This window comes from Streptomyces xanthophaeus (genome assembly GCF_030440515.1).
Taxonomy (GTDB): Bacteria; Actinomycetota; Actinomycetes; order Streptomycetales; family Streptomycetaceae; genus Streptomyces; species Streptomyces kutzneri.
Genome location: NZ_CP076543.1, coordinates 4,286,746 through 4,311,464, shown reverse-complemented (window position 1 = coordinate 4,311,464; position 24,719 = coordinate 4,286,746). Strand labels below are relative to the sequence as shown.

At 72.1% G+C, this 24,719-nt stretch carries 23 protein-coding genes and 2 tRNA genes; 10 read left to right on the top strand and 15 right to left on the bottom strand.

Annotated elements, in window-relative coordinates; genetic code table 11:
- Positions 1–318: 318 nt before the first annotated feature.
- The 4 genes from KO717_RS19015 to KO717_RS19000 all read left to right on the top strand — a co-directional run bounded on the left by KO717_RS19015 (position 319) and on the right by KO717_RS19000 (position 3,518).
- Positions 319–480 carry a hypothetical protein gene (locus tag KO717_RS19015; RefSeq protein ID WP_167745563.1) on the top strand — a complete coding sequence of 54 codons (162 nt, stop codon included), beginning with the start codon at positions 319–321 and terminating at the stop codon, positions 478–480.
- 229 nt (positions 481–709) lie between these two features.
- On the top strand, positions 710–1,588 hold the full coding sequence (locus KO717_RS19010; protein WP_301369232.1) for an RNA polymerase sigma factor SigF: 879 nt from the start codon (positions 710–712) through the stop codon (positions 1,586–1,588).
- Between the two features lie 230 nt (positions 1,589–1,818).
- On the top strand, positions 1,819–2,670 hold the full coding sequence (locus tag KO717_RS19005) for an RNA polymerase sigma factor SigF (RefSeq protein WP_202200826.1): 852 nt from the start codon (positions 1,819–1,821) through the stop codon (positions 2,668–2,670).
- Positions 2,671–2,720: 50 nt separating this feature from the next.
- Positions 2,721–3,518, top strand: coding sequence for a hypothetical protein (locus KO717_RS19000; RefSeq protein WP_301369228.1), 798 nt, complete (start codon positions 2,721–2,723; stop codon positions 3,516–3,518).
- A 48-nt stretch (positions 3,519–3,566) separates the two neighbouring features.
- On the opposite strand, the gene KO717_RS18995 is transcribed toward KO717_RS19000, so the two are convergent.
- Positions 3,567–3,806: a hypothetical protein gene (locus tag KO717_RS18995; protein WP_301369226.1), complete on the bottom strand. Its 240-nt coding sequence runs from the start codon at positions 3,804–3,806 to the stop codon at positions 3,567–3,569.
- Positions 3,807–4,014: 208 nt separating this feature from the next.
- Here KO717_RS18995 and KO717_RS18990 point away from each other — a divergent pair, with 208 nt between their 5' ends.
- The gene (locus tag KO717_RS18990; protein WP_301374605.1) at positions 4,015–4,431 is read left to right on the top strand and encodes a MarR family winged helix-turn-helix transcriptional regulator; all 417 of its coding nucleotides are present in this window, start codon (positions 4,015–4,017) and stop codon (positions 4,429–4,431) included.
- An 85-nt stretch (positions 4,432–4,516) separates the two neighbouring features.
- Positions 4,517–6,079 carry an MDR family MFS transporter gene (locus KO717_RS18985; RefSeq protein ID WP_367401583.1) on the top strand — a complete coding sequence of 521 codons (1,563 nt, stop codon included), beginning with the start codon at positions 4,517–4,519 and terminating at the stop codon, positions 6,077–6,079.
- Positions 6,080–6,295: 216 nt separating this feature from the next.
- On the opposite strand, the gene KO717_RS18980 is transcribed toward KO717_RS18985, so the two are convergent.
- The 9 genes from KO717_RS18980 to KO717_RS18940 form a co-directional block, all read right to left on the bottom strand.
- A complete protein-coding gene (locus KO717_RS18980; RefSeq protein WP_301369223.1) occupies positions 6,296–6,964 on the bottom strand; it encodes a TetR/AcrR family transcriptional regulator in 669 nt (222 codons plus the stop codon).
- 122 nt (positions 6,965–7,086) lie between these two features.
- Complete coding sequence (locus KO717_RS18975) at positions 7,087–9,279, bottom strand: ArnT family glycosyltransferase (protein WP_301369221.1); 2,193 nt, start codon at positions 9,277–9,279, stop codon at positions 7,087–7,089.
- Positions 9,276–10,544 carry a bifunctional glycosyltransferase family 2/GtrA family protein gene (locus KO717_RS18970; RefSeq protein WP_301369219.1) on the bottom strand — a complete coding sequence of 423 codons (1,269 nt, stop codon included), beginning with the start codon at positions 10,542–10,544 and terminating at the stop codon, positions 9,276–9,278. Before KO717_RS18970 ends, KO717_RS18975 begins: the two co-directional genes overlap by 4 nt.
- A gap of 25 nt (positions 10,545–10,569) precedes the next feature.
- Entirely contained in the window at positions 10,570–12,108 is a 1,539-nt protein-coding gene (locus tag KO717_RS18965; protein ID WP_301369216.1) for a sensor histidine kinase, read from the bottom strand.
- A complete protein-coding gene (locus KO717_RS18960) occupies positions 12,108–12,875 on the bottom strand; it encodes a response regulator transcription factor (RefSeq protein ID WP_301369215.1) in 768 nt (255 codons plus the stop codon). The genes KO717_RS18965 and KO717_RS18960 overlap by 1 nt, the downstream gene beginning before the upstream one ends.
- A 108-nt stretch (positions 12,876–12,983) precedes the next feature.
- The gene (locus tag KO717_RS18955; RefSeq protein ID WP_301369214.1) at positions 12,984–13,865 is read right to left on the bottom strand and encodes an amidohydrolase family protein; all 882 of its coding nucleotides are present in this window, start codon (positions 13,863–13,865) and stop codon (positions 12,984–12,986) included.
- Positions 13,849–14,187, bottom strand: coding sequence for an antibiotic biosynthesis monooxygenase family protein (locus KO717_RS18950; protein WP_301369212.1), 339 nt, complete (start codon positions 14,185–14,187; stop codon positions 13,849–13,851). The genes KO717_RS18955 and KO717_RS18950 overlap by 17 nt, the downstream gene beginning before the upstream one ends.
- A 115-nt stretch (positions 14,188–14,302) precedes the next feature.
- The gene (locus tag KO717_RS18945; RefSeq protein ID WP_301369210.1) at positions 14,303–15,196 is read right to left on the bottom strand and encodes a DUF2797 domain-containing protein; all 894 of its coding nucleotides are present in this window, start codon (positions 15,194–15,196) and stop codon (positions 14,303–14,305) included.
- Positions 15,193–15,627 carry an Lrp/AsnC family transcriptional regulator gene (locus KO717_RS18940; protein ID WP_033223357.1) on the bottom strand — a complete coding sequence of 145 codons (435 nt, stop codon included), beginning with the start codon at positions 15,625–15,627 and terminating at the stop codon, positions 15,193–15,195. Before KO717_RS18940 ends, KO717_RS18945 begins: the two co-directional genes overlap by 4 nt.
- 107 nt (positions 15,628–15,734) lie before the next feature.
- On the opposite strand from KO717_RS18940, the gene KO717_RS18935 reads away from it, so the two are divergent.
- Positions 15,735–16,646 carry an SMP-30/gluconolactonase/LRE family protein gene (locus tag KO717_RS18935; protein WP_301369207.1) on the top strand — a complete coding sequence of 304 codons (912 nt, stop codon included), beginning with the start codon at positions 15,735–15,737 and terminating at the stop codon, positions 16,644–16,646.
- A gap of 15 nt (positions 16,647–16,661) precedes the next feature.
- Here the strand turns inward: KO717_RS18935 and KO717_RS18930 are convergent, their stop codons facing one another.
- The 3 genes from KO717_RS18930 to KO717_RS18920 all read right to left on the bottom strand — a co-directional run bounded on the left by KO717_RS18930 (position 16,662) and on the right by KO717_RS18920 (position 17,620).
- Positions 16,662–17,027 (bottom strand): PH domain-containing protein, encoded by a 366-nt coding sequence (locus KO717_RS18930; protein ID WP_301369204.1) that lies wholly within the window; start codon positions 17,025–17,027, stop codon positions 16,662–16,664.
- Between the two features lie 211 nt (positions 17,028–17,238).
- A tRNA-Arg gene (locus KO717_RS18925) sits at positions 17,239–17,311 on the bottom strand.
- Positions 17,312–17,529: 218 nt separating this feature from the next.
- Positions 17,530–17,620: transfer RNA gene (locus tag KO717_RS18920), tRNA-Ser, on the bottom strand.
- A 186-nt stretch (positions 17,621–17,806) separates the two neighbouring features.
- On the opposite strand from KO717_RS18920, the gene KO717_RS18915 reads away from it, so the two are divergent.
- The 3 genes from KO717_RS18915 to KO717_RS18905 all read left to right on the top strand — a co-directional run bounded on the left by KO717_RS18915 (position 17,807) and on the right by KO717_RS18905 (position 22,273).
- The gene (locus KO717_RS18915; RefSeq protein ID WP_301369203.1) at positions 17,807–18,232 is read left to right on the top strand and encodes an SSI family serine proteinase inhibitor; all 426 of its coding nucleotides are present in this window, start codon (positions 17,807–17,809) and stop codon (positions 18,230–18,232) included.
- Between the two features lie 119 nt (positions 18,233–18,351).
- Complete coding sequence (locus KO717_RS18910) at positions 18,352–21,684, top strand: response regulator (RefSeq protein WP_301369201.1); 3,333 nt, start codon at positions 18,352–18,354, stop codon at positions 21,682–21,684.
- Positions 21,685–21,697: 13 nt separating this feature from the next.
- On the top strand, positions 21,698–22,273 hold the full coding sequence (locus tag KO717_RS18905) for an antibiotic biosynthesis monooxygenase (RefSeq protein WP_301369199.1): 576 nt from the start codon (positions 21,698–21,700) through the stop codon (positions 22,271–22,273).
- 12 nt (positions 22,274–22,285) lie between these two features.
- Here KO717_RS18905 and KO717_RS18900 read toward each other — a convergent pair whose 3' ends face one another.
- Together KO717_RS18900 and KO717_RS18895 are read right to left on the bottom strand one after the other, a co-directional pair.
- Positions 22,286–23,935, bottom strand: a complete 1,650-nt coding sequence (locus KO717_RS18900; RefSeq protein WP_301369198.1) for a long-chain fatty acid--CoA ligase — start codon at positions 23,933–23,935, stop codon at positions 22,286–22,288.
- Between the two features lie 162 nt (positions 23,936–24,097).
- A complete protein-coding gene (locus KO717_RS18895) occupies positions 24,098–24,631 on the bottom strand; it encodes a SigE family RNA polymerase sigma factor (RefSeq protein WP_301369197.1) in 534 nt (177 codons plus the stop codon).
- Positions 24,632–24,719: the final 88 nt, after the last annotated feature.

Sequence of the window (24,719 nt, the reverse complement as noted above, 5' to 3'; positions counted from 1 at the left end):
ACCTTCTTCGCGCGGGACGGGGGAAGCGGCATCGGGGGGACAGGCCACCTCCCCCGACGAGGACGGACCTGCCGGTCCGGGCCGCGATCAGGGGGAAGCGCGCGTCCCGGACCCCGCAGTGAGGCCCTGCCCCTCACCCACCGGTTTCCTGCCAGAACCGGTGGGCGCACACCCATCCTGCGCCCACCGCAACCGCACGCTCCACGGCAAAGGACCCGGAGTACCGGGCCATTGGTCCTTAAAGGACAGGTGAGTGTCCAATCTTGACCGGTTAGACTCACCCGACTTGCTCGGACCGGTTGGGGAGGCCGCCCGCACGTGGACACCAAGAAGCTCATCACGGGTGCCCTCACCGTGTTCGCCCTCTTCGTGATCATCACCCAGCCGAAGAGAGCGGCCGAGATCGTGGAAATAGGCTTCCAGGGGATATCGGATGCCGCCTCCGGCATCGGCGAGTTCATGACCGAACTGGTGCGCTGACCCGTACGCTGAAGCGGTTACCGGACTTCCGGCCCCCCACTCCGACGGGTGGGGGGCTTTTTGTATACCTACCGTTGGGCATATTGCCCTGATATGCCCAACTTGCCCTCAACACGGCGCTATACGGTGCTTGCACACAGTGCACATCTCTTGTGATGCTATGACCGCTTTTGATGGATGAGTTGACTGAAGGGGTGGCGTGACCGTGCCGGCCAGTACTGCGCCTCAAGTGCCACCCCAGCAGGACCCCCAGGTGCCGCCCCAGCCGGAGCCCCAGCGGGAACACCGCCAGGAGCCCCGCCAGGAGCCGCCCGAGGAGCCCCCGGTCGCGCCGAGACCCCCGAGCAGGGGCGCGGACACCCGGGCGCTCACCCAGGTCCTCTTCGGCCAGCTGAAGGGCCTGGAGCCGGGCACCGGCGAGCACAGCCGGGTGCGCGGGGCCCTCATCGAGGCCAACCTCCCGCTCGTCCGGTACGCGGCCGCACGCTTCCGCAGCCGCAACGAGCCGATGGAGGACGTGGTCCAGGTCGGCACCATCGGTCTGATCAACGCCATCGACCGGTTCGACCCGGACCGCGGCGTGCAGTTCCCGACGTTCGCGATGCCGACCGTCGTGGGCGAGATCAAGCGGTACTTCCGCGACAACGTCCGCACCGTCCACGTGCCGCGCCGCCTCCATGAGCTCTGGGTCCAGGTCAACGCCGCCACCGAGGACCTCACGACCCTGCACGGCCGCACCCCGACCACCGCCGAGATCGCCGAGCGGCTGCGCATCACCGAGGACGAGGTGCTGTCCTGCATCGAGGCCGGGCGCAGCTACCACGCGACCTCCCTGGAGGCCGCCCAGGAGGGCGACGGCATGCCCGGGCTGCTGGACCGCCTCGGCTACGAGGACCCGGAGCTGGCCGGGGTCGAGCACCGCGACCTCGTCCGCCACCTCCTCGTACAGCTGCCCGAACGTGAGCAAAGGATCCTGCTCCTGCGGTACTACAACAATCTGACGCAGTCACAGATCAGCGTGGAGCTCGGCGTCTCCCAGATGCACGTCTCCCGACTCCTCGCCCGGAGTTTCGCCCGACTGAGATCCGCAAACAGGATCGAGGCGTAACCGGAACGAGTGGCAACAGTTCACCTGTTTCCCGACAGATCGGACTGATCGCCCTCCGAGCTCGTCTGTCGCTGGAGATATATGTCGACATGGCGCTACAGCGCGTTGCCGACATGTGACATTCTGCGTGAACCGCGTTTGCCGCAGCCCCGCCTCCGGTATTCAGGTGGAGGCTGCGTTCCTCCGACGGGCGCGCAGTACGCGACCGTCCGCGACCTCAAGGGGGTGGCATGTCCGTAGACCAGGGCAGCTCCAAGGTGCTCACGCTCGTCAAGAGCGCGCCTGCGCCCACAGCACCTGCAGCGTCCGACCGCTCGGAAGCCATCGACACCCGGACCCTCTCCCGCTCCCTCTTCCTGCGGCTCGCCGCCCTGGATGCGGACAGCCCCGAACGGGCGTACGTACGCGACACCCTGATCGAGCTGAACCTGCCTCTCGTGCGCTACGCGGCCGCCCGGTTCCGCAGCCGCAACGAGCCGATGGAAGACATCGTCCAGGTCGGCACCATCGGCCTGATCAAGGCGATCGACCGCTTCGACTGCGAACGCGGCGTCGAGTTCCCGACGTTCGCGATGCCGACCGTCGTGGGCGAGATCAAGCGATTCTTCCGGGACACCTCCTGGTCCGTCCGCGTCCCGCGCCGGCTCCAGGAACTGCGCCTGGCGCTGACCAAGGCCAGCGACGAGCTCGCCCAGAAGCTGGACCGCTCGCCGACCGTGCCGGAGCTCGCCGCCGTGCTCGGGGTCTCGGAGGAGGACGTCGTCGACGGCCTCGCCGTCGGCAACGCCTACACGGCATCCTCGCTCGACTCGCCCTCCCCCGAGGACGAGGGCGGCGAGGGCTCCCTCGCGGACCGTCTCGGATACGAGGACACCGCGCTGGAGGGGGTCGAGTACCGCGAGTCTCTGAAGCCGCTGCTCGCCAAACTCCCGCCCCGGGAACGGCAGATCATCATGCTGCGCTTCTTCGCGAACATGACGCAGTCGCAGATCGGCGAGGAGGTCGGCATCTCCCAGATGCACGTCTCCCGGCTGCTGACCCGCACCCTCGCGCAACTGCGCGTAGGACTCATCGGGGAGTGATCCGGCGCCTCGCGCTTCCCAATTGACGATCCGTCAGGAAAACTGGCGCGATGCGAAAGGGATCGCGAGCGGCCGCCGCCACCACCCTGCTCGCCCTGTGCTGCACGGCCGCCGCCGGCCTCACCGGCTGCGGCGGCCCGGCGCAGGACGGCTATCTCGCCGTGGGCGCCGCGGCCCCGGGCCCCGAACGGGGCGCCGGGGAGAACGTGGCCCCGCGGGGTGAGGTGGAGTTCCAGCAGCTCGGAGGCCCTGACGCGGCGGGCGGATCCGCCCGGTCGGCCACGACCTCCACCACGTCGACCGGTGCCGCGGGATCCGGGAGCACGGGCGGCTCCGCCCCGGGCGGAGCCACGACCACCGGCCCCGGCGGCTCCGCAGGCACCCCCGGCAGCCCCTCGGACCCGGGCAGGACCCCACCGCGTCCCGGCACACCCGGCACGCCGACGGCGCCCGCCGCCCCGGCCTCGCCGACCTCACCGGGCCCCCCGGCGAGCCCGCCCGGCAGGCCCGGGACGACACCGCCGGCCCCGCCCGCGTCCACACCGGCCCGGCTGACGCTGTCCGCGCCGGTCAGGTCGCCGGCGGCCGACCGCTGGTGCGAGCAGGTCACCGTGACCTTCACCAACACCGGAACCACCGCCGCCCGTTCGGGCACGGCCAGCTTCGCGACGCACATCATCGGCGCCCTCGGCATCGACTGGGCCACGATCACCACGAGCCAAGCCCTGCCGGCACCGCTGGCGGGCGGGGCCTCGAAGACGCAGACCTACACGGTGTGCGTGGAGTCCTGGCGGGTGCCGCTGGGCATGCACGTGGACACGCAGAAGGTCACCGCCACTTGGAGCTGAGCCGAGGTGCGGTGAGGCGAGGTGCCCTCGGGGCGCCGCCCGGGGCCGTCAGGTCAGGGCCACCCAGGCGGCCACGCCGATGACGAGCACGAGGGCGAGTACCAGCCCCACCTTCACGGCCGGGTTCGAGGACGACCCGGACCGCTGCTCCGCGCGGCGCTGCTGACGGGCTCCAGGGCCCGCCTGCCGGGCCGGTGCGGCCTCCTCGACGAACGCCTTGAACATCTGCGTGCTGCCCGCGGGGTCGTAGCCGCCCTCGGGGACCTGTGAGTTGTGGTTGTCAGCCATGGAGCAGGACCCTAGCCGGTTTTCCGATTCCTTTACCGCCCCACCCCCCAGATTCATTTGCCTGTAGCAACCATGCGCTTCTATGGTTGCCTCAAGCAACAAGATGGGGGACCCGGTGACCGTGCAGACCGCTCCGACCGTGCAGAGCACACCGACCGCACCGCCCGCTCCGACCGCACTCCCCGCGCCGGCCGTGCCGCCGGTGCCGGTGCCGCCCGCTCCGTATGCGGAGCTGGCCCGCCAGCTCACCGGAATCGGCGCGGTCAGGCGCGAGCTCGCCCGCTGCCTGCCCCCGGACTGCCCGCCCGGTGCCGCCGCCGTTCTCACCCTGCTCGACCGGCACGGGGAGATGCGGCTGAGCCGGCTGACCGAGTTCATGGGGGTCGACATCTCCGTGACCAGCCGGCACGTCACGCACATCGCCGACCGCGGCTGGATCGAGCGCGAGACCGACCCGGGCGACGGACGCTGCCGGATCCTGCGGCTCACCCCGGCCGGGCGGGCGCTCCTCACCGAGCTCGGCGCCCGCTGCACGGCCTCGCTGGAGAGAGCCCTCCACGACTGGTCCCCCCAGGACATCGACGTACTCAACACCCTGCTGGCCCGACTCCGATCGAGCTTCTAGACAAAGGAAAGACATGGCCCAGTCGGAGACGACGACCGACCACCCGCCCACGGCCGCGGCCACCCCCGCGGCCACCCCCGTGACCATGACCCACCCGCAGATCATGAAGGCGCTGTCCGGGCTGATGCTCGGCATGTTCGTGGCGATCCTGTCGTCCACGATCGTCTCCAACGCCCTCCCCCAGATCATCAGCGACCTCGGCGGCACCCAGTCCTCGTACACCTGGGTGGTGACCGCCGCGCTGCTGTCGATGACGGCCGCCACCCCGCTGTGGGGCAAGCTGTCCGACCTCTTCAGCAAGAAGCTGCTGGTCCAGATATCCCTCGTGATCTACGTCCTCGGATCCGTGGTCGCGGGCCTGTCCCAGAACACCGGCACGCTGATTGCCTGCCGCGTGGTCCAGGGCATCGGCGTCGGCGGCCTCTCCGCCCTGGCGCAGATCGTGATGGCCGCGATGATCTCCCCGCGCGAGCGCGGCCGGTACAGCGGCTACCTGGGCGCGGTCTTCGCCGTCGCCACCGTCGGCGGCCCGCTGCTGGGCGGTGTCATCACCGACACCGAGTGGCTGGGCTGGCGCTGGTGCTTCTACGTCGGCGTGCCGTTCGCGATCATCGCGCTCATCGTGCTCCAGCGCACCCTGCACCTCCCGGTCGTGCGCCGCGACGTCAAGGTCGACTGGCTGGGCGCCTTCCTGATCAGCGGCGCCGTCTCGCTGCTGCTGATCTGGGTCACGCAGGCCGGCGACTCCTACGAGTGGATCTCCTGGCAGACCTGGGCGATGACGGGCGGCGCGCTGCTGCTCGGCCTGCTCTTCGTCCTCGTCGAGTCCCGCGCGAGCGACCCGATCATCCCGCTGCGGCTGTTCCGCAACAAGACCATCAGCCTCGCCTCGGCGGCCTCCCTGTTCGTGGGCATCGCGATGTTCTCCGGGACCGTGTTTTTCAGCCAGTTCTTCCAGTTGGCCCGCGGTGAGTCCCCGACGATGTCCGGAATCCTCACGATTCCGATGATCGCCGGCCTCTTCGTCTCCTCCACGGTTTCCGGTCAGGTGATCACCAAGACCGGCAGGTGGAAGGCCTGGCTCGTCTCCGGCGGCGTCCTGCTGACCGCCGGTCTGGGTCTGCTGGGCACCCTGCGCCACGACACCCCGTACTGGCACATCGCGATCCACATGGCGCTGACCGGCCTCGGTCTCGGCATGATGATGCAGAACCTGGTCCTCGCCACCCAGAACCAGGTGGCCCCCGAGGACCTGGGCGCCGCCAGCTCGGTCGTCACCTTCTTCCGCTCCCTCGGCGGCGCCATGGGCGTCTCCGCGCTGGGCGCGGTCATGGCCCACCGGGTGACGCACTACGTCCAGGACGGCCTCGCGGCCCTCGGCCCGAAGGCTGCGGCCCTCGGCCACGGCGGCACTGCCGGGGGCGGTATCCCCGACCTCGACAAGCTGCCCGCGCCGATCCGCGACGTCATCGAGTCCGCGTACGGGCACGGCGTCGGCGACGTGTTCCTCTACGCGGCCCCGTTCGCGCTGCTCGGACTGGTCCTCGTGGTGTTCATCAAGGAGGTCGCGCTGAAGTCGAAGCCGGCGGCCCACGCCCCGGCGGCATCGAACGACCCGGCCCCCGCCGAGACCGCCGTCAAGGCTTAAGCCGTCTCTGCCGGATCTTGCCGGTCAAGCCCGCGCCGTCGGGCGCCGTACATCGCACGGCGGAGGGGCGCCCGAGTACCGGAGGTACTCGGGCGCCCCGACGACCTGGGGGTCCCCCCGGACGGAGTCCGGGGGATGGGATGCGGTGCCGGGCGGCAGGGGGCACCTCCCAGCCCCCTGGGGCTGGGGGAGGGTCAGGCAAGAGGAAGAGACGGCCTAGTCCGCACGGCCCGGCGGAGCCTTGGCCTCGATGCCCGCGATCAGGATGTCGAGCGCCAGGCAGAAGTCGCCCTCCGGCGCCCGCCGGACCGTCCCGCCGCATCCGTGCAGGAACTGCGAGACGGCCAGGTGGGCGCCGGTGCGGGCGGCGTCCACCAGGCCGGTGTCGTCCAGCAGCCGCTGGAGGGCGGCGTCGAAGGCCCGCGCGTGCGGGCCGATGTTGGGGAACGCGGCGGTGAGCGGGGCGACCCACGGGTGGTCCGCCAGCACCCGCCGGTAGCCGCGGGCCAGCGCCCGCAGCCGCCCCGGCCAGCCCGGCTCACCGCCCACCGCCGCGCCCACCGCCGCGCCCGCCACCGCGCTCGGCGCCGTCTCGGGCGGCAGTTCCAGTGCACCCAGGGCTCTGTCGAGGGCGAGTTCGAGCAGATCCTGCTTGGTGTCCACGTACCAGTACAGGGACATCGCAGTCACCCCGAGCCCTGCGGCCAGCCGCCGCATCGAGAACCGGGCCAGCCCGTCGGCGTCGAGCAGCCGCACGGTGGCGGCGGTGATCCGCTCCCGGTCCAGCCCGGAGGGTGCCTCGCTGCGGCGTCTGGCGGGTGCGGCAGGCCTGGCGGCCAGCCACACACTGGTGCGGGTCTCGCCGGGATCGGCCGCGGTCACCATGCAGGCACCCTCCTCACGACAGGCGGATCAGCCCGGAATGCCCGGTCTGCCCTCTTGATGCTAGGGGGTGCCCCGGCGATCGGGCCGGAACAGCGGGCGGGGTCCGCTGCCGTGAGGCCGGATCAGGCCGTCGGAGCCGTCAGGTCGTAGAAGGTGGCTCCGCCGACCGTGGACGCCTTGAAGGTGGCCTTGACCCAGGTCTCGATGTCCGTGCTGGTACCCCCGCCCGGGCCGCCCCCGCCGCCCGGGCCGCCGCCCCCGGGCATGCCGCCCTCGGCGCCGCCGGCGGTGGTGCTCTGGCCGATGAACCAGTGGATCTTCCCGTCCCGCACGTACTTCTGGAACTGCTCCAGGGTCGGCGAGGGGTCGCTGCCGTTGAAGCCGCCGATCGGCATGACGGGCGCCTCGGAGGCCAGCTGGTAGCTCGCCGCGTTCTGGGCGCCGATCGCGGCCGCCGCCCAGGTGTACTCGCCGGCGTCGGTGGTGAGGGCCTTCTTGGCCTCCGCGCTCACCCGGGCGCCGTTCAACAGGCCGCCGGGACCGCCCTGGCCGCCGCCGAACCGCTCGCCACCGCGCCCCGCACCCACACCGCCCTGGCCCTGGCCCTGCGGGATACCGCCCGGAACCGTCCCGCCCTGCGGCATCGCGCCCTGCGGCGGCACACCTCCCTGCTGCCCGGCGCCCGGCCGGCCGCCGTTCGGCATCCCGCCCTGGCGGCCCTGGCCACCCTGGAGCATCTCGCCGGGTCCGCCGAAGCCGCCCGGGCCGCCCATCATCCCGCCCGGTCCGCCCCGGCCGCCCGCCACCGCCGGTCCGGCGGTCACGATGGAGCCGGTGTGCGCCGTGCCCACCGTGGTCAGGCAGTACGCGAACGGCCCGGCCAGCGCCACCGCCACGCCCAGTGCCGCCGTGGCCTGCAGCGCCCGGCGCCCGGCCCGCGCTGCGAACGGCAGCGCGGCCGCGACGAGCAGCCCGCCCACCAGGACCGCCCAGCGCAGCCACGGCAGATAGCCGGTGGCGCGGCCGAGCAGCACGTACGACCAGACCGCCGTCAGGGCGAGCGTGCCGGACAGGGTGAGCGCGGCGGCCTTGCCGCCCCGCTCCTCCCACAGCACGGCGACGCCCATGCCGATCAGGGCGGCCACGAACGGCGCCAGCGCCACGGTGTAGTACTCGTGGAAGATGCCCTGCATGTAGCTGAAGACGGCCACGGTGATCAGCATCGAACCGCCCCAGGCCAGGAACGCCGCCCGGGCCATGCCCTCCAGCGAGTCGGTGGCCCGGCGCGCCCGCCAGGTGATCAGCAGACCGGCCACCAGCAGGACCAGGGCCGCCGGCAGCAGCCACGCGATCTGCCCGCCGATGTTGCCCGAGAAGAGCCGGTCGATGCCGGTCTCTCCCCAGCCTCCGCCACCGCCGCCACCGGCGCCGCCCCGGCCGCCGCCGCCCACGCTGCCGGTCTCGTTGCCGTTGATCCGGCCGAGGCCGTTGTAGCCGAGGGTGAGCTCCAGGAAGGAGTTGTTCTGCGAGCCGCCGATGTACGGGCGGGAGGAGGCCGGCCACAGCTCGACGACGGCGACCCACCAGCCGCCGGCCACCACCATCGCGAGCCCCGCCAGCAGCAACTGGCCGAGCCGCTTGCGCAGCCGGGTGGGCGCGCAGACGGCGTACAGGAGGGCCAGCGGCGGCAGGATGACGAAGGCCTGCAGGGTCTTGGTGAGGAAGGCGAAACCGACCGCCACCCCGGCCCAGACCAGCCACTGGGTGCGGGCCCCGTCGAGGGCGCGCAGCACGCAGTACACGGTGACGGTCAGCAGCAGGGTCAGCAGCGCGTCGGGGTTGTTGAAACGGAACATCAGCGCGGCGACGGGCGTCAGCGCGAAGGCGGCGCCGCTCAGCAGCCCGGCCGCGGGACCGAACTGGCGGCGCACGGCGGCGTACAGCACACCGGTGGTCGCAACACCCATCAGGGCCTGCGGTACGAGGATCTGCCAGGCGCCGAGCCCGAAGAGCCGGACGGACAGCATCATCGGCCACAGGGCCGCCGGGGGCTTGTCGACGGTGATGGAGTTGCCGGCGTCGGAGGAGCCGAAGAAGAAGGCCTTCCAGCTCTCACTGCCCGCCTGCACGGCGGCGGAGTAGAAGGAGTTGGCGTAGCCGGAGGAGCCGAGGTCCCACAGGAGCAGGGCGGCGGTGGCGATCAGCAGCCCGGCCAGGGCGGGGAGTTCCCAGCGGGGGCGGTCGGCCGCCGCGCGGCGGCCGGTACCGGCGCGGGCCTCGGGGACCGGGAAGAGCGAGGGTGCTGCCGTGGTCATCGAATGTCGTCCTTCACGGGAGTGTCGCGCCGCTCGGGGAAGACCCAGGCGCGGAAGAGCAGGAAGCGCAGCACGGTGGCGGCGAGGTTGGCGGTGATCAGCACGGCCAGTTCGGTGCTGTGCGCGGGATCGGCGGTGGCCGCACCGAGCGCGGCGAGGGAGCCGCTGGTGAGGGCCAGCCCGATGCCGAACACCACGAGGCCCTGGGCCTGGTGGCGCACGGCCCGGTCCCGGCCGCGCACGCCGAAGGTGAGCCGGCGGTTGGCGGCGGTGTTGGCGAGCGCGGAGAGCAGCAGCGCGGCGCCGTTGGCGAACTGCGGGCCGGTCCCGGCGCGGAAGGCGGAGTACAGGAGCAGGTAGAGCACGGTGGACAGCGCTCCGACGGCGCAGAAGCCGAGCAGCTGGCGGGCGAGTCCGCCCTCCACTCCGGGCAGTGCGGCGCGGTCGCGCGGATCGTCGCCGAAGGGGCGGGCGAGCCGGTCCAGCGGGAGCGCGCCGACCGCCAGGGCCCGGCCCACGCGCCAGACGCCCTTGAGGTCCTCGGTGGCGGTCCGGACGATGTGGACGGTGGAGTCGGGGTCGTCGACCCAGTCCACCGGCACCTCGTGGATCCGCAGCCCGGCCCGTTCGGCGAGCACGAGCAGTTCGGTGTCGAAGAACCAGCCCGTGTCCTCCACCAGCGGCAGCAGCCGCTCGGCGACCTCACGCCGGATCGCCTTGAACCCGCACTGCGCGTCGCTGAACCGGGCGGCGAGGGAGGACCTCAGGAGGAGGTTGTAGGCACGCGAGATGAACTCCCGCTTCGCGCCCCGCACCACCCGTGAGGACCGGGCCAGGCGGGTGCCGATGGCGAGGTCGGAGTGGCCGGAGATCAGCGGTGCGACCAGCGGCAGCAGGGCGTTGAGGTCGGTGGAGAGGTCCACGTCCATGTAGGCGAGGACGGGGGCGTCCGAACCGGACCACACCTGGCGCAGGGCCCTGCCCCGGCCCTTCTCCTCCAGGCGGGTGCTGCGTACGCCGTCCAGCGCGGCGGCGAGCCCCCGCGCGACCTCGGGAGTGCGGTCGGTGCTCGCGTTGTCGGCGACCGTGATCCGGAAGGGATAGGGGAAGGTCCGGCTGAGGTGCTCGTGCAGTCTGCGGACGCACGGGCCGAGGTCCTTCTCCTCGTTGAAGACAGGGATCACCACGTCGAGGACGGGCTCGCCGGGCACGGGCGCGAGGGGCGCCCGTGCCGGAAGGGCCCCGGTAGAGGTGTCGGTTCGCATGGTCCGACACTCGCGGGGCGCCCTGTCACCGCTGTGTGCTGAGCCTGTGCCCCGCCTGTGAGTCCGTCCGGTCCGACTGCGCGTGCGGCAGCAGGACCTCGAAGCAGGTCCGTCCGGGCTCGCTCCGCACACCGACCCGCCCGCCGTGCGCGGTGACCACGGCCTGGACGATGGCCAGCCCGAGCCCGGTGGATCCCGCCGCGCGGGAGCGGGAGGCGTCGCCGCGGGCGAAGCGCTCGAAGACGCGGGGGAGCAGGTCGGGTGCGATGCCGGGTCCGTCGTCCTCGATGCGCAGCCGGACGGCGGATGTTTCACGTGAAACGTGCGCGGTGACGGTGGTGCCCGGAGGGGTGTGCGTACGGGCGTTGGCGAGCAGGTTGACCAGCACCTGCTGGATCCGTGCCGGGTCGGCCCGGATCGGGGCCGGTTCCTCGGGCAGGCTCAGGCGCCAGTGGTGCCCGGGTCCCGCGGCCCGGGCGTCGCTGATGGCATCGACGACGAGCGGGGCCAGGTCGGTGTCGGTGTCACCGGTGGAGAGCGGGCGGCCGGCGTCGAGCCGGGCCAGCAGCAGCAGGTCCTCGACCAGGCCGGTCATCCGGGTGGCCTCGGATTCGATCCGGCCCAGGGCGTGGCGGGTGTCGGGACCCGGTTCCTCCCGTCCCCGGCGGGTCAGCTCGGCGTAGCCGCGGATGGAGGCCAGCGGGGTGCGCAGCTCGTGGCTGGCGTCGGCGACGAACTGCCGGACCTGCATCTCGCTCTGCTGGCGGGCGGTGAGGGCGGAGGAGACATGGCCCAGCAACCGGTTGAGGGCCGCGCCGACCTGGCCCACTTCGGTGCGGGGGTCGGCCTCGGCGTCGGGAACCCGCTCGTGGAGGGCGGGCTCGCCCTTGTGGAGGGGAAGTTCGGAGACCCGGGTGGCGGTGGCGGCCACCCGGCGCAGCGGGCGCAGTGCGACCCCGACCAGGGCCTGCCCGGCGAGGGAGGCCGCGATCAGCCCCGCCAGGGTGACGCACAGCTCCACCCCGATCAGGGTGCGCACGGTGGAGTCGACGTCACTCAGGGGGAAACCGAGGGCGAGAGTGCCGTCGGGCGCGAGCAGCACCCGGTAGCTGCCGAGGCCCGGGAGCTCCGCGTCCACCGGCTCCGGCCTGCCGTCCGCGACCGTCCGGGCGGCCCGGGCGAGGGCCTTGCCCTGGGCCTCGGTCAGCGGCGGCGGCTGCTCGACCGACCATCCCTCGGCGCGGACGTTGCGGGCCGTCCCGAGGACGGTCCCGGAGGGATCGAGCCGGATCCCGGCGGCGTCCAGCGGGCTGCCGGGAGCCATGACGAAGCCGGCGCTGTTCTCCCGGGCCGGCTTCCCGCCGGGCGCCCGGACGGCCATCTTCACGGAAGCCTTCAGCTGGTCGTCGAGCTCGGTGACCAGGTACGAGCGCAGGGCGAAGGTGGTGACGGTCCCGATGGCCGCACCCACGACGGCGATCAGCGCCACCGCCGAGACGACGAGCCGGGTACGCAGCGACCAGGGCCGGCGGCCGCGCGGTCGCCGTTTCGTGCGGAAGGCCACTACTCGGCCGGCTTGATCAGGTAACCGGCGCCGCGCCGGGTGTGGATCATCGGCGGCATACCGAGGCCGCTGTCCAGCTTCCTGCGCAGGTAGGAGATGTACAGCTCGACCACATTGGCCTGGCCGCCGAAGTCGTAGGACCACACCCGGTCCAGGATCTGCGCCTTGCTCAGCACGCGCCGGGGGTTGCGCATCAGGTAGCGCAGCAGCTCGAACTCGGTGGCGGTCAGGTGGATCTCCCGGCCGCCCCGCACCACCTCGTGGCTGTCCTCGTCCAGCCGCAGATCTCCGACGGTCAGCACCGAACCGCCGCGCGCGGCCTGTGCCGCGCCGGAGCGCCGGACCAGGCCGCGCAGGCGGGCCACGACCTCCTCCAGGCTGAAGGGCTTGGTGACGTAGTCGTCGCCGCCCGCCGTGAGACCCGCGATCCGGTCCTCCAGCGAGTCCTTGGCGGTCAGGAACAGGACGGGCACCTGGGGGATCTCCCGGCGCAGGCGCCCGAGGACGGCCAGGCCGTCCATGTCGGGAAGCATGATGTCGAGGACGACCACGTCGGGCCGGAACTCGCGTGCCGCCCGTACCGCGCCCGCCCCGTCGCCGGCGGTGCGGACCTCGCAGCCCTCGTAGCGCAGGGCCATGGACAGCAGCTCGGAGAGCGAGGCCTCGTCGTCGACGACGAGTACCCGGCAGGGGCCGCCGTCGGGCCGCACCAGGGCCGCGGGGTGGTTGGTGGACGTGGACGCATGGGAGGTGGTCGTCGCAGTCATACCGAAACGCTGTCCCGTGCCTCTGAGAGCGTTCTTGTGCCTTCCTGTGAATTTCCTGAGAAAGGAATCCGGGAAGGAAGGGCGCAGGAGGAGCAGGGCGCAGGGGCCTCAGCCGTCGAGGCGGAACAGCCGGGCGCCGTTGTCGTGGCAGACCGCCCGCAGCCAGTCGTCGCCGAGGCCGAGCCGTTCGAGCGCGGCGAGCTGGTGCTCGTAGGGGTAGGGGATGTTCGGGAAGTCGGTGCCGAGGAGGATCCGGTCGCCGAGGTCCGCGAGGCGTCCGAGATCCCCGGGCGGGAAGCCGCACATCTGCTCGGAGAAGTCGGTGAAGGCCATGGTGGTGTCCAGGCGCACCTCGGCGTACCGGTCGGCGAGGTCGAGGAAGTCGGCGTACTCGGGCATGCCCATGTGGGCGATGACCAGCGGCAGCCTCGGGTGGCGGGCCAGCAGCCGGGCGATCGGCTCGGGTCCGGTGTGCTTGCCCGGGACGGGGCCGGAGGCGCAGTGGATCACGATCGGGAGGCCGGCCTCGGCGAGCAGCCCCCAGACGGGGTCGAGCCGGTCGTCGTTCGGGTCGTAGCCGCCGACCTGGAGGTGCGACTTGAAGATCCGGGCTCCGGACTCGACGGCCTGGCGGACGTACGCGCCCACGCCCTCCTCCGGGAAGAACGTCGCGGTGTGCAGGCAGTCGGGGGTGCGGGCGGCGAAATCGGCGGACCAGGCGTTGAGCCAGGCGGCCATCGTCGGCTTGTGCGGGTAGAGCATGGCGGTGAAGGCCCGGACCCCGAACTCCCGCAGGAGCGCGACGCGCTGCTCCTCCTCGTGCCGGTAGGTGATGGGCCACTCGACGCCGGTCAGCGGGCCGACCGCGTCGAAGTAGTCCCACACCTTGTCCAGGACCCGCTCGGGCATGAAGTGGGTGTGGACGTCGACCAGTCCGGGCAGCCCGAGCCGCTCCCGGAAGGCGCGGACCGCCTCAGCCGTTGCGGACAAAGCCGTGGCTCCGCTCGACGGTCGCGACGTGCAGGGTGTAGCTGTCGTACCAGTCGGAGCGGCCCTGCTTCATGGCCGCCTGGTGCTCCAGGTCCTTGCGCCACACGGTGAGGGACTCGTGGTCGCGGAAGTAGGCGACGGTGATGCCGAGCCCTCCCGGGTCACGCGCGGACTCGTAGCCGAGGTACCCCGGGTTCGTCCGGACGATCTCCTTCATCCGTGCGAGGACCTCGGGGTATCCGCTGTCGTCGTCGGTGCGGATGTTGCTGAAAACGGCCATGACATAAGGCGGTTCGAAGGCCGGTACCGGCTGAGTGGTCATGTCGAACACCCTCGGCGGAGCGCCCCTGGCATGTCCACCGGAATCGGCCCCGAAAGGCCAAAGGGATCCAAGTTTTGACCATGGACGCCACGACCCGGGCTGCGGTCCCCCGGTGTCAGAACAGCCCGCCCTGCTCGGTGGGGGCCGCGGCGGCGGACGGGATCTGCGCCGTCGGGACCGAGGTCACGGCCTCGTCCCCCGGAGCGGCGAGCTCCCAGCCCGCCAGCAGCCGGGTGTCCACCACGAGCCCGTCGGCGAGGTGCAGATCGGGACCGGCCGCGCCCGCCAGCCGGCCCACGACGGACCCGCCGGACACCATCTCCGTGAGCACCCGCGCCGGCCCGGGCAGGCCCGGCAGGGCGTCCAGCCCGAACGCCCCCGCATGGTCGGCCACTTCGCACTCCACCCGCTCCAGCGACTCCGGCCACCCGGCCAGCGCCGCCGCCCGTGCGTGCAGCTCGGCGACCTCCCGGGCCCGCTCGGGCGCGGCCGGCAGGTGGGCCCGTACTCCGCGCTTACGGGCGTACGCGATCCGGTCGGGCACCCCGAGCGCCGCCCTCAGCAGCTCCTCGGTGCGCCGGGTGGCCATCAGCGGACCACGGCCGAGCCAGGCCCATGCCACCGCTCCCTGCTCCAGCAGCCGGGCCGAGCCGCGCTCCTCGGCGGTGATCCCGACCTTGACCATGCCGGGACCGAACCAGGCCAGGTAGACCCGGTAGGTGCGCGGATCGGCGGCGTTGGTGTCGGCCGCCACGGAGAACGACCGGTCGAGGCGCGCGCACCCGGGGCACTGCGCGTTCCCCGCGCGGCCCGGCACGGTGTCCGCCGTGGGGCAGGGCGTCCGCTTCCCGACCCGCCGCACGCCGAGGCAGTGCCGCTCCCCGCGGGCGGCGAAGGCGATCCGCTGCCCGTACGCGAGCTCGCTCACCCGCTCGCCGCGCCCCTCCCCGTACCACCCGATGGCGGGTCGGCCGTCCTGCCACCGGATCCCGGTGCACCACCAGGTCACAGCGGGAGCGGCCGCTCGAAGAAGGTGTCCAGGACGACGGTGGCGTGCGTCCCGCTGACGCCGTCGATGGCGTAGAGCCGGCGCAGCACGTCCTGCAACTGTTCGGTGGAGGCCGTACGCACCTTGACCAGCACGGACGCGCTGCCCGCGATGATGTGCGCCTCCTGGATCTCGGGGATCGCGGCGAAGTCGGCACCGGACTCGCCCATCCAGGCGTTGGAGTCGACCATCACGTAGGCCAGGACTCCACTGCCGACGGCCGCCGGGTCGACGTCGACGGTGGTCCGCCGGATCACCCCGCGCTCGCGCAGCTTCCGGACCCGCTCGTGAGTCGCCCCCGCGGAGAGCCCGACGGCCGTGCCGAGAGCGGCGTACGACTGGCCGGCGTCCTGTTGCAGGCGCAGCACGAGCGCACGGTCGATGTCGTCCACGCAATCTTCCTCTCATGGGTCTGTCGACCCTTGCGAAGACGGTACCTGATCCTGCAATCTCACCCTCAGACCGAACAGAATTCTGTGAAACTCTTCCAGGGGGAATCATGTCTGCCATAGCCGACCTCACCTTGTACGAGATTCTGGACGAACGCTTCCGGACCGGCCGCTGCGCCAACGGCGACGCCCGGCTGGACCGGCTGTACGGCGACTGCCGCTGGGCGGAGGGCCCCCTCTACCTGCCCGCCTGGCGGCAACTGGTGTGGAGCGACATCCCCAACGACCGGATGCTGCGCTGGGACGAGGCGACCGGCGCCGTCTCCGTCTTCCGCTCCCCGGCCGGCCACTCCAACGGCAACACCCTGGACCGCGAAGGCCGCCTGATCACCTGTGAGCAGGGCAACCGGCGCGTCACCCGCACCGAACCGGACGGCAGCCTCACCGTCATCGCCGACCGCTTCGACGGCAAGCGGCTCAACAGCCCGAACGACGCGGTCGTCCGCTCGGACGGCTCCGTCTGGTTCTCCGATCCCGACTTCGGCATCACCAGCGACTACGAGGGCCACCGCGCACCCAGCGAGATCGGCGCCTGCAACCTCTACCGGGCCGACCCCTCGACCGGCGAGGTCCAAAGGGTCGCCGACGGCTTCCTCGGCCCCAACGGCCTGGTCTTCTCCCCCGACGAGAGCGAGCTGTACGCCGCGGACACCCGGGCCGGCCACATCCGCGCCTTCAAGGTCGCGGACGACGGCACCCTCACCGACGACCGCGTCTTCACCACCTGCCCCGGGGTCGACAACATCCGCTTCGACGACGAAGGCCGGCTGTGGGCGGCCGCGATGGAGAACGGCGTCCAGTGCTACGCCGCGGACGGCACCCTGATCGGCCGCCTGCGCGTCCCCGAACCGGTCTCGAACATCGCGTTCGGCGGCGCCAAGAACAACCGCCTCTTCATCACCGCCACCACCTCGCTCTACTCCCTGGTGATGTCGGTGACCGGCCTGCCCCGGGTCCTCTGAGGGCCGGGCCGCCGCCTACCGGGCGACGAACTGGGTCAGGATCGCCTGCACCTCGTAGATGTCGACGCCCTTGGTGAAGGTCTTCTCGATCGGCGCCGAGCTGCCGGATATCCAGATCTTGAGCTCGGCGTCGAGATCGAAGTGCCCGGCGGTCTCGACGGAGAAGTGCGTGATGCTCCGGTACGGGACGGAGTGGTACTCCACCTTCTTCCCCGTGAGCCCCTGCTTGTCGACGAGCACCAGCCGCCGGTCGGTGAACAGGATCGTGTCCCGGATCAGCAGGTACGCGGCATGCACCTGCTCCCCCTGCCCCAGCAGCCGCGCGTAGTCCCGCTGCGCCGACACAGGGTCGACGGTGTGCGCGTTCCCGAACAGTCCCATGAGTGCCCCCGTTTTCCAGCGCCGGATCTCCGGCTTCGGACGATCTCCGGAAACCGTACCGAGGCCGGCCCCTCGTCCACGTCACCCGCGGGAGCCATCCCGGCCCTGACATCCTCCGGGGGACCCCGTCCCCATCAAGGAGGAGACGGGGGGCCGTCAGGACATACGACAGAGGCCCCCAGGATTTCTCCTGGGGGCCTCTGTCCTGCTGTGCACTCGGCAGGATTCGAACCTGCAACCTTCTGATCCGTAGTCAGATGCTCTATCCGTTAAGCTACGAGTGCTTGGGCTTCCCGGGGTTTTGCGCCCCGTTGGCCTTGCGAGAACAACAATACATGGACCTCGCCGGGACGCGAAATCCATTACCCAAACCCCTGCTGACCTGCAGAAACGAGCCGGATGGAGATCATCCGGATGGGTTCACGGAGAGGGCTGGGCAGACCGGATCGCCCCGGAATGCATCGAAGCCCCGGTCCGTCAGGACCGGGGCTTCGATGAGGTGCGGAGGCGGAGGGATTTGAACCCTCGATGGGCGGTAAGACCCAAACCGCATTAGCAGTGCGGCGCCATAGACCGGACTAGGCGACGCCTCCAGCACACCCCCGCGTACGAGGGTGCGTGCAGATGATGACACAGGCGCAGGGCCCCTCACCAATCCGCTCCCACGGTACTAGGCGGGACGGGCCGAGGGCAAAGCCTTAAAGCGGCCGCTGCACGCAACGTCAGCGCGCCCGCGTCGTTGGGCAGGCGTACGACGTACGGACGACCTGGAGTGCCCCATGCTGCGTCTCGCCGCCTTCGCCGTCACCTCCGCCCTGGCCGCCACGGTGGCCGGGCCGCTGCCCCCGCTCCCGCTGGGCCGGCTGCTGGCGACACCCGACCACCTCACCATCGCCATGGCCGACACAGGGAGCCGCCGGCTGGACCGGGAGTACCGGCTCGAATGCGGCCCCGTCGGCGGCGACCACCCGGAGGCGGAAGGTGCCTGCGCCCGGCTGGATCAGTTCGCCCGCGAGGGGAAGGACCCCTTCGCCCCCGTCTCCAAGCGGCAGATCTGCACCATGCAGCACGGGGGCCCCGCCACCGCCCGGATCACCGGAACCTGGAACGGCCACAAGGTGGACGCCACGTTCCGGCGTACCAACGGATGCGAGATCCGCCGCTGGGACGAGTTGGAACCTCTGCTTCCGAGTGGGCGTTCCTGACCTGGGAGGATGCGCGGGATGGGCGGTATACGCCACACATCGGCCACCCCATCGCGGGCCTGTGGCCTTAGACTCCTCCCGTGACTTGCCGGTAGTTGTGGTCAGGGAGGAAGCTCGTCGTGAGCAGCAGGCCATCCCGAGGCGCTGCTCGCCTCGCAGCAATACTCGACGCTCTTCCGGACGCGCTGTTGCTCGTCAACGCCAACGGCACGGTCGTCAACGCCAATTCGATCGCGCTCGAGATCATGGAGAGCCCCGGTACCGGGCTCGTCGGCCGGGGCGTGCTCGACCTCCTGCCCGAGTTCGACTCCAAGCTGATCCCCGGCTCCATGCGCCGGCCCGGCGAGGACGACGGCGGCCGCACCAAACCCAAGCGGATGATCGCGCGGCGTACCGACGGCTCCGAGTTCCCCGTGGAGCTCACCAGCGCCCATCTCGACGGACGCGACGCCTATCGCGAGCCGCAACCCTCTTACACGGGCGACGAGCTGCTGATGCTCGTGGTCCGTGACCTCTCGCAGACCGTGGACACCGAGGCCGAGCTCGCCCGCTCGCAGCGGCAGACCGAGATGATCCTGCGCGCCGCCGCCGAGGGCGTCGTGGGCACCGACACCGACGGACGGGTGGTGCTGGTCAACCCGGCCGCCGCCCAGATCCTCGGCTACCGCGCCACCGACCTCGGCAACCGCGAACTGCACGGCCTCATCCAGCACTCCCGCGCCGACGGCTCCCCGTTCCCCTTCGAGGAGTCCCCGCTCGCCGACACCCTGCGCAGCGGGCGCAAGCACCGCGTCCGCGGGCAGGTGCTGTGGAACAAGGCCGGACAGCCGGTCGCCGTCGACCTGACCACCTCGCCCGTACGGGACGGGGAGCAGCTCGTCGGCGCCGTCATGACCTTCACCGACCGGCGGCCCTACGACGCCCTCGCCGCGCGGCACGCACAGCTGATGGCCGTCCTCGGCGAATCCCTGCGCGGGCCTCTGGACGAGCTGCGCGGTGAGCTGGCGACGCTGGCCGCCGACGACGCCGGACAGCTGTGGCCCGAGGCCAACCAGCTGCTGCACCACCTGGCCGCCGGGTACTCACGGATGACCACGCTGGTGGACAACGTCCTCGGCTACCAGCGCCTGGACACCGGCCGGGACCGGCTCGCGAAGAAGAAGGTCCTGATCAACACCGTCGTCACGGCGGGCGTCGACGGGGCCGTCGAGCTGATCGGTCCGGGCCGCGCGCAGTTCGCCGTCCACGCGCCGACCATCGAGGCCGAGGTGGACGGGGACCGGATCTCGACCGCGCTCGCCCACCTGATCGCGGACGTGGCCGGGGTGGACGCGACCGGCAAGACCCGCCAGGGCAGCGGCTACAGCGATTCGACGATCGTGGTGGCCGCCGCCCAGCGCGGCGATGTCGTACGCATCGAGGTGCGCGGGCCGTACGAGGGCGGGAACCCGGTCCACGAGCCGATCGTGCGGGGGATCGTGGCCGCGCACGGCGGTGTGCTGCAGACGGTGGAGGTTCCGGGCGCGCCCGGCGGGGCGTACGTGCTGGAGCTCCCGCTCGGCTCGGGTGCCGGGACGGTGACCCTGCCGGAGCCGGCGGAGGAGCCCCCGGCCGGTCCGGCCGCGAACGGCGCGGGGACGGCCGGGGACGCGGCTCCCGGCAAGGTCTCCGGCGGCCGGCGTGGCCGGCGCGGGGTGGACGCCTTCCTGGACGACGAGACCCCCGGACCCGAGGCCGCGCAGGCCGCGCAGGGGGGTGGCGCGCTGGCGCTGCCTTCGGGGCGGCGGCGCGCGGGCGAGGCCGGCGACGCTCCCGAGACGGGCCCCGAACTCGCGCAGTCCCCGGTGAACCCGGCGGGACTGGGCACCGGACGCAGGCGCGGCCGGGCCGGTGACGGCAGCGACGGGGCCGAGGGCGCCGCCGGGCACGACGGCCCCGGGCGGCCCGTGCCCCCGCAGGGCACCGCCATGCCCGCGCTCCCGCCCGTACCCGCGGTGCCCCCGGTTCCGGTGACCGAGCATCCCGCCGGACGGCGCCGGGCCCTGGGTCCGGCCGGTCCGGCGCAGCCCGGCGGCCCCGTCCCCGCGACCGGGCTCGGGCCGGCGCCCGCTCCCGCGCGGCCCATCGCCCCCGAGGGCGGCTTCGCACTGCCGGCCGGCCCGACACCGGCTCCCGCCGCGGCCGACTCCGACGCCGACGCCCCGGCCGGGCGGCGCGGCCGCCGGGTGCTGGGCGCCCCGGCCGCCGAGCCCGAGGCCGCTCCCGCTCCCGCTCCCTCTGCTGCCGCCGCCGCGCAGCCCGAGTCCGCCGAGAACCCGACCGGGCGGCGCCGCGCGCTGGCCGGCGCTCCGGCGTGGCCGGTTCCGGCGGCCCGTACCGCTCCGGAGGAGGACGAGGCCTCCGGCCAGGTGGCGCTCCCCGGTGCGCGTCGGCCGCAGGACACCCCGGCGGAGGGCCAGGCCGCGCAGCCGATCAGCGTGCGCGCCCTCGGCACCCTCGGCCAGGGCATCTCCGTCGACCCGGGCGGCTCCGGCCCGGCCTCCGGCTCCGGTGCGCCCTCCGGCTCCGGCCGGCGTCGCCGGCTCGCCGAGCCCGCCCCGCAGGGCCGCGCCTTCGCCATAGGGGCGCCCGAAGCCGGCTCCGACGAGGGCCCCGAGCCGCTGGACGGCCCGGGCGGCGCCGTCGAAGTCGTCAACCGGCCCGTGCCGCGCCCCGTGGACGACGAGCTGCCGCCGGAGCCCCTGGACAACCCGCGCCGGCTCCTGGTGTGGCCCGCGCCCGATGTGCAGACGCAGCAGGCGCTGAGCGACCGCGGCTACCGGCCGGTGATCGTGCACTCCCGCGAGGAGGTGGACGCGCAGATCGCCGCGTTCCCCGCCGCGCTGTTCGTCGACCCGCTCACCGGGCCGATCACCCGGACGGCCCTGCAGTCCCTGCGCCAGGCCGCGGTGGCCGCGGAGGTCCCCGTACTGGTCACGGCCGGTCTGGGGCATGCCACGCGCGAGGCGGCGTACGGCGCCGACCCGGCCGTCCTGCTGAAGGCGCTGGCGCCGCGTGACAGCGAGCAGCACCCTTCCCGGGTGCTGCTGATCGAGGAGCGCGACGAGATCGCGACCGCGCTGACCGCCGCCTTGGAGCGGCGCGGCATGCAGGTCGCACGGGCGGGTGCCGACACCGACGCCGTGGAGCTGGCGACGCGGATGCGCCCCAACCTGGTGGTCATGGATCTGATGCAGGTGCGCCGTCGGCGGGCCGGGATCGTGGACTGGCTGCGCGCCAACGGGCAGCTGAACCGCACCCCTCTGGTCGTCTACACCGCGACCGGCATCGACCCGGCCGAACTGCCGCGGCTCGCCTCCGGCGAGAGCGTCCTCTTCCTCGCAGAACGGTCCACCACGGCGGACGTCCAGGGCCGCATCGTGGACCTGCTGGCCAAGATCGGCACCAACTAGTAATCCTGGGCCGATGGCCATCATCAACACGAGCGAGCACACCGTCCCCGCCGACAACGGGGAGGTGAATCTGCTCATCGCACGGCAGGTGGAGCCCGGCCACGAGGAGACCTTCGAGGCCTGGGCCCACGGCATCCTGGAGACGGCCGCGGGTTTCCCGGACCACCTCGGGTACGGACTCTTCCGTCCGGCGGCGGAGGGCGGGCCGTGGTTCCTGGTCCACCGCTTTCGCAATCAGGCCGCGTTCCAGCGCTGGCAGGACTCCCCGGAGCGGGCGCAGTGGTTCTCCAACTGCCTCGGCCACCACCACACGGAGATAGCCCGCCGGGAACTGCACGGCATGGAGACCTGGTTCGCCAAGCCGGGTACGACCCGGCCCGCGCCGCCTCGGTGGAAGATGGTCATCAGCTCGGGGCTGGCCATCTTCCCGATCTCGCTGATCGGCAACGCGGTGCTCGGGCCGTACCTGGTGGATCTGCACTTCGTGCTGCGCACGGCCGCCTTCGCCGTCGTGTTCAGCACCCTGATGACCTACGTGGCCATGCCCGCGGTCAGCAGACTGCTGCGGCCGTGGCTCACCCGGGGTTAGCCCCTCCGGTCGTCAGTCGAGCTTGGTGACGGCCAGCGCTCCGTCCGCGTACTGCTTGCGGATCACCTTCTTGTCGAACTTGCCGACACTGGTCTTCGGCACCGCCTCGATGAACGTCCAGCGCTCCGGCAGCTGCCACTTGGCGATGGTCTGGGAGAGGAACTCGCGCAGCCCCGTGCAGTTCACGCTCGCGCCCTCCTTGAGGACGACCGTGGCCAGCGGGCGCTCGCCCCACTTCTCGTCGGGGACGGCGACGACCGCGGCCTCGGCGACTTCGGGGTGCGCCATCAGCGCGTTCTCCAGGTCCACGCTGGAGATCCACTCGCCGCCGGACTTGATGACGTCCTTGGCGCGGTCGGTGAGCGTGAGGAAGCCGTCGGCGCTGATCACGCCGACATCGCCGGTCTTGAGCCAGCCGTCGGCGCTGAACTTGTCCTCGGGCCGGAAGGGTTCGCCGGACGCACCGCCGTAGTAGGAGCCGGCGATCCAGTTGCCGCGCACCTCCAGCTCGCCCGCCGACCGTCCGTCCCAGGGCAGGAGGTCGCCGGCGGGACCGATCAGGCGGGCCTCGACGCCTGCCGGGAAGCGGCCCTGGGTGATCCGGTAGGGCCACTCCTCCTCGGCGCTCAGGCCGGCCGGCGGGTGCGCCATCGTGCCCAGCGGCGAGGTCTCGGTCATGCCCCAGGCGTGGCAGACGCGGACGCCGAGCTTGTCGTACGCCTCCATCAGGGAGGGCGGACAGGCCGCGCCGCCGATGGTGACCTGCTTCATCGAGGTCAGGTCGCGCGGGTTGGCGGTGACCTCGGCCAGCAGTCCCTGCCAGATGGTGGGTACCGCCGCGGCGTGCGTGGGCTTCTCCCGCTCGATCATCTCGGCGAGCGGGGCGGGCTGCAGGAACCGGTCCGGCATCAGCATGTTGATACCGGTCATGAAGGTGGCGTGCGGCAGCCCCCAGGCGTTCACGTGGAACTGCGGGACCACGACGAGGGTGGTGTCCCTGTCGGTCAGCCCCATCGACTCGGTCATGTTGACCTGCATCGAGTGCAGGTAGAGCGAGCGGTGGGAGTAGACGACGCCCTTGGGGTCCCCGGTGGTGCCGGAGGTGTAGCACATCGCGGCCGCCTGGCGCTCGTCCAGCTCGGGCCATTCGTAGCTGTCGGAACTGCCCGCGAGGAGCTCCTCGTACTCGTGCACCCGCACGTTCAGGCCTTCAAGCACAGAGCGGTCGCCGATGCCGCTGACCACCACGTGTTCGATGGTCGGCAGGTGCGGCAGCAGCGGCGCGAGCAGGGGCAGCAGCGTGCCGTTGACCAGCACCACCCGGTCGGCGGCGTGGTTGACGATGAAGACCAGCTGCTCAGGGGGGAGCCGCAGGTTGAGGGTGTGCAGGACCGCGCCCATGGAGGGAATCGCGAAGTACGCCTCGACGTGCTCGGCGTTGTTCCACATGAGGGTGGCGACCCGCTCGTCCTGCTGCACTCCGAGCTCGTCGCGCAGCGCGCCGGCGAGACGGGTGGCGCGGTTGCCGATCTCGGCGAAGCTGCGGCGGTGCGGCTCGGCCTCCCCGGTCCAGGTCGTGACCTGGGACTTTCCGTGGATCGTCATCCCGTGTCGGAGTATGCGGGTGACGAGGAGCGGTACGTCCTGCATGGTGCTGAGCAAAGCGTCCTCCCGGTGAGCGCTGCGGCGCTGCGGCGGCTACGGATGCTGCCGATTCTGCGCACGTACCGGTCGGTCTGTCACTACCCGGGGGTAGAAACCAGGGCGTGTTTCACGTGAAACATCCCTGGACGTCGTCGTGTTTCACGTGAAACACCCTCCGTCTCAGCGGACCGGCAGGAGCTCCGGGTCCTCGCGGAGCTTGCCCAGCGCGCGGGAGACCGCGCTCTTGACCGTGCCGACCGACACGCCGAGCAGCTCCGCCGTCTGCGCCTCGCTCAGATCCTCGTAGTACCGCAGGACGACCATCGCCCGCTGCCGGTCGGGCAGCCGGGTCACGGCGCGCCACATCGCGTCGCGCAGCGCCTGCGCCTCGGCGGGGTCGCAGGCCGCAAACGCCTCGGTCTCCGGAAGCTCGTCGCACACGAACTCGTCGACCTTGCGCTTGCGCCACTGGGAGGTACGGGTGTTGACGAGGGTCCGGCGCACATAGCCGTCCAGGGCGCGGTGGTCCTCGATCCGGTCCCAGGCCACGTACGTCTTCGCGAGGGCCGTCTGGAGCAGGTCCTCCGCATCGCACGGGTTGGCGGTGAGGGAGCGCGCGGTGCGCATCAGGACCGTGCCGCGGGTCCGGACGTACGCCGAGAACGACGGGTACGGCGTCGGATTCGAGGCGAGCGTGCACACAGGCGTGGTCATGTCTCCACGCTAGGAGCGCCCACCCTCCCTGGGATCGGCCGCAGGTGCCGATGGTGGATCCACCTCAGGTTGTAGGAACAGGGCGGTC

Coding starts and splice junctions, on each gene's coding strand:
- KO717_RS18995 (WP_301369226.1), bottom strand. CDS start 3,806: ATGGCTGACAACCACAACTCACAGGTCCCCGAGGGCGGCTACGACCCC.
- KO717_RS18915 (WP_301369203.1), top strand. CDS start 17,807: ATGCTGCGTCTCGCCGCCTTCGCCGTCACCTCCGCCCTGGCCGCCACG.
- KO717_RS18970 (WP_301369219.1), bottom strand. CDS start 10,544: ATGCGAACCGACACCTCTACCGGGGCCCTTCCGGCACGGGCGCCCCTC.
- KO717_RS18895 (WP_301369197.1), bottom strand. CDS start 24,631: ATGACCACGCCTGTGTGCACGCTCGCCTCGAATCCGACGCCGTACCCG.
- KO717_RS18930 (WP_301369204.1), bottom strand. CDS start 17,027: ATGGGACTGTTCGGGAACGCGCACACCGTCGACCCTGTGTCGGCGCAG.
- KO717_RS18980 (WP_301369223.1), bottom strand. CDS start 6,964: ATGGTGACCGCGGCCGATCCCGGCGAGACCCGCACCAGTGTGTGGCTG.
- KO717_RS19000 (WP_301369228.1), top strand. CDS start 2,721: ATGCGAAAGGGATCGCGAGCGGCCGCCGCCACCACCCTGCTCGCCCTG.
- KO717_RS19005 (WP_202200826.1), top strand. CDS start 1,819: ATGTCCGTAGACCAGGGCAGCTCCAAGGTGCTCACGCTCGTCAAGAGC.
- KO717_RS18935 (WP_301369207.1), top strand. CDS start 15,735: ATGTCTGCCATAGCCGACCTCACCTTGTACGAGATTCTGGACGAACGC.
- KO717_RS18985 (WP_367401583.1), top strand. CDS start 4,517: ATGACCCACCCGCAGATCATGAAGGCGCTGTCCGGGCTGATGCTCGGC.
- KO717_RS18905 (WP_301369199.1), top strand. CDS start 21,698: ATGGCCATCATCAACACGAGCGAGCACACCGTCCCCGCCGACAACGGG.
- KO717_RS18975 (WP_301369221.1), bottom strand. CDS start 9,279: ATGACCACGGCAGCACCCTCGCTCTTCCCGGTCCCCGAGGCCCGCGCC.
- KO717_RS18950 (WP_301369212.1), bottom strand. CDS start 14,187: ATGACCACTCAGCCGGTACCGGCCTTCGAACCGCCTTATGTCATGGCC.
- KO717_RS18960 (WP_301369215.1), bottom strand. CDS start 12,875: ATGACTGCGACGACCACCTCCCATGCGTCCACGTCCACCAACCACCCC.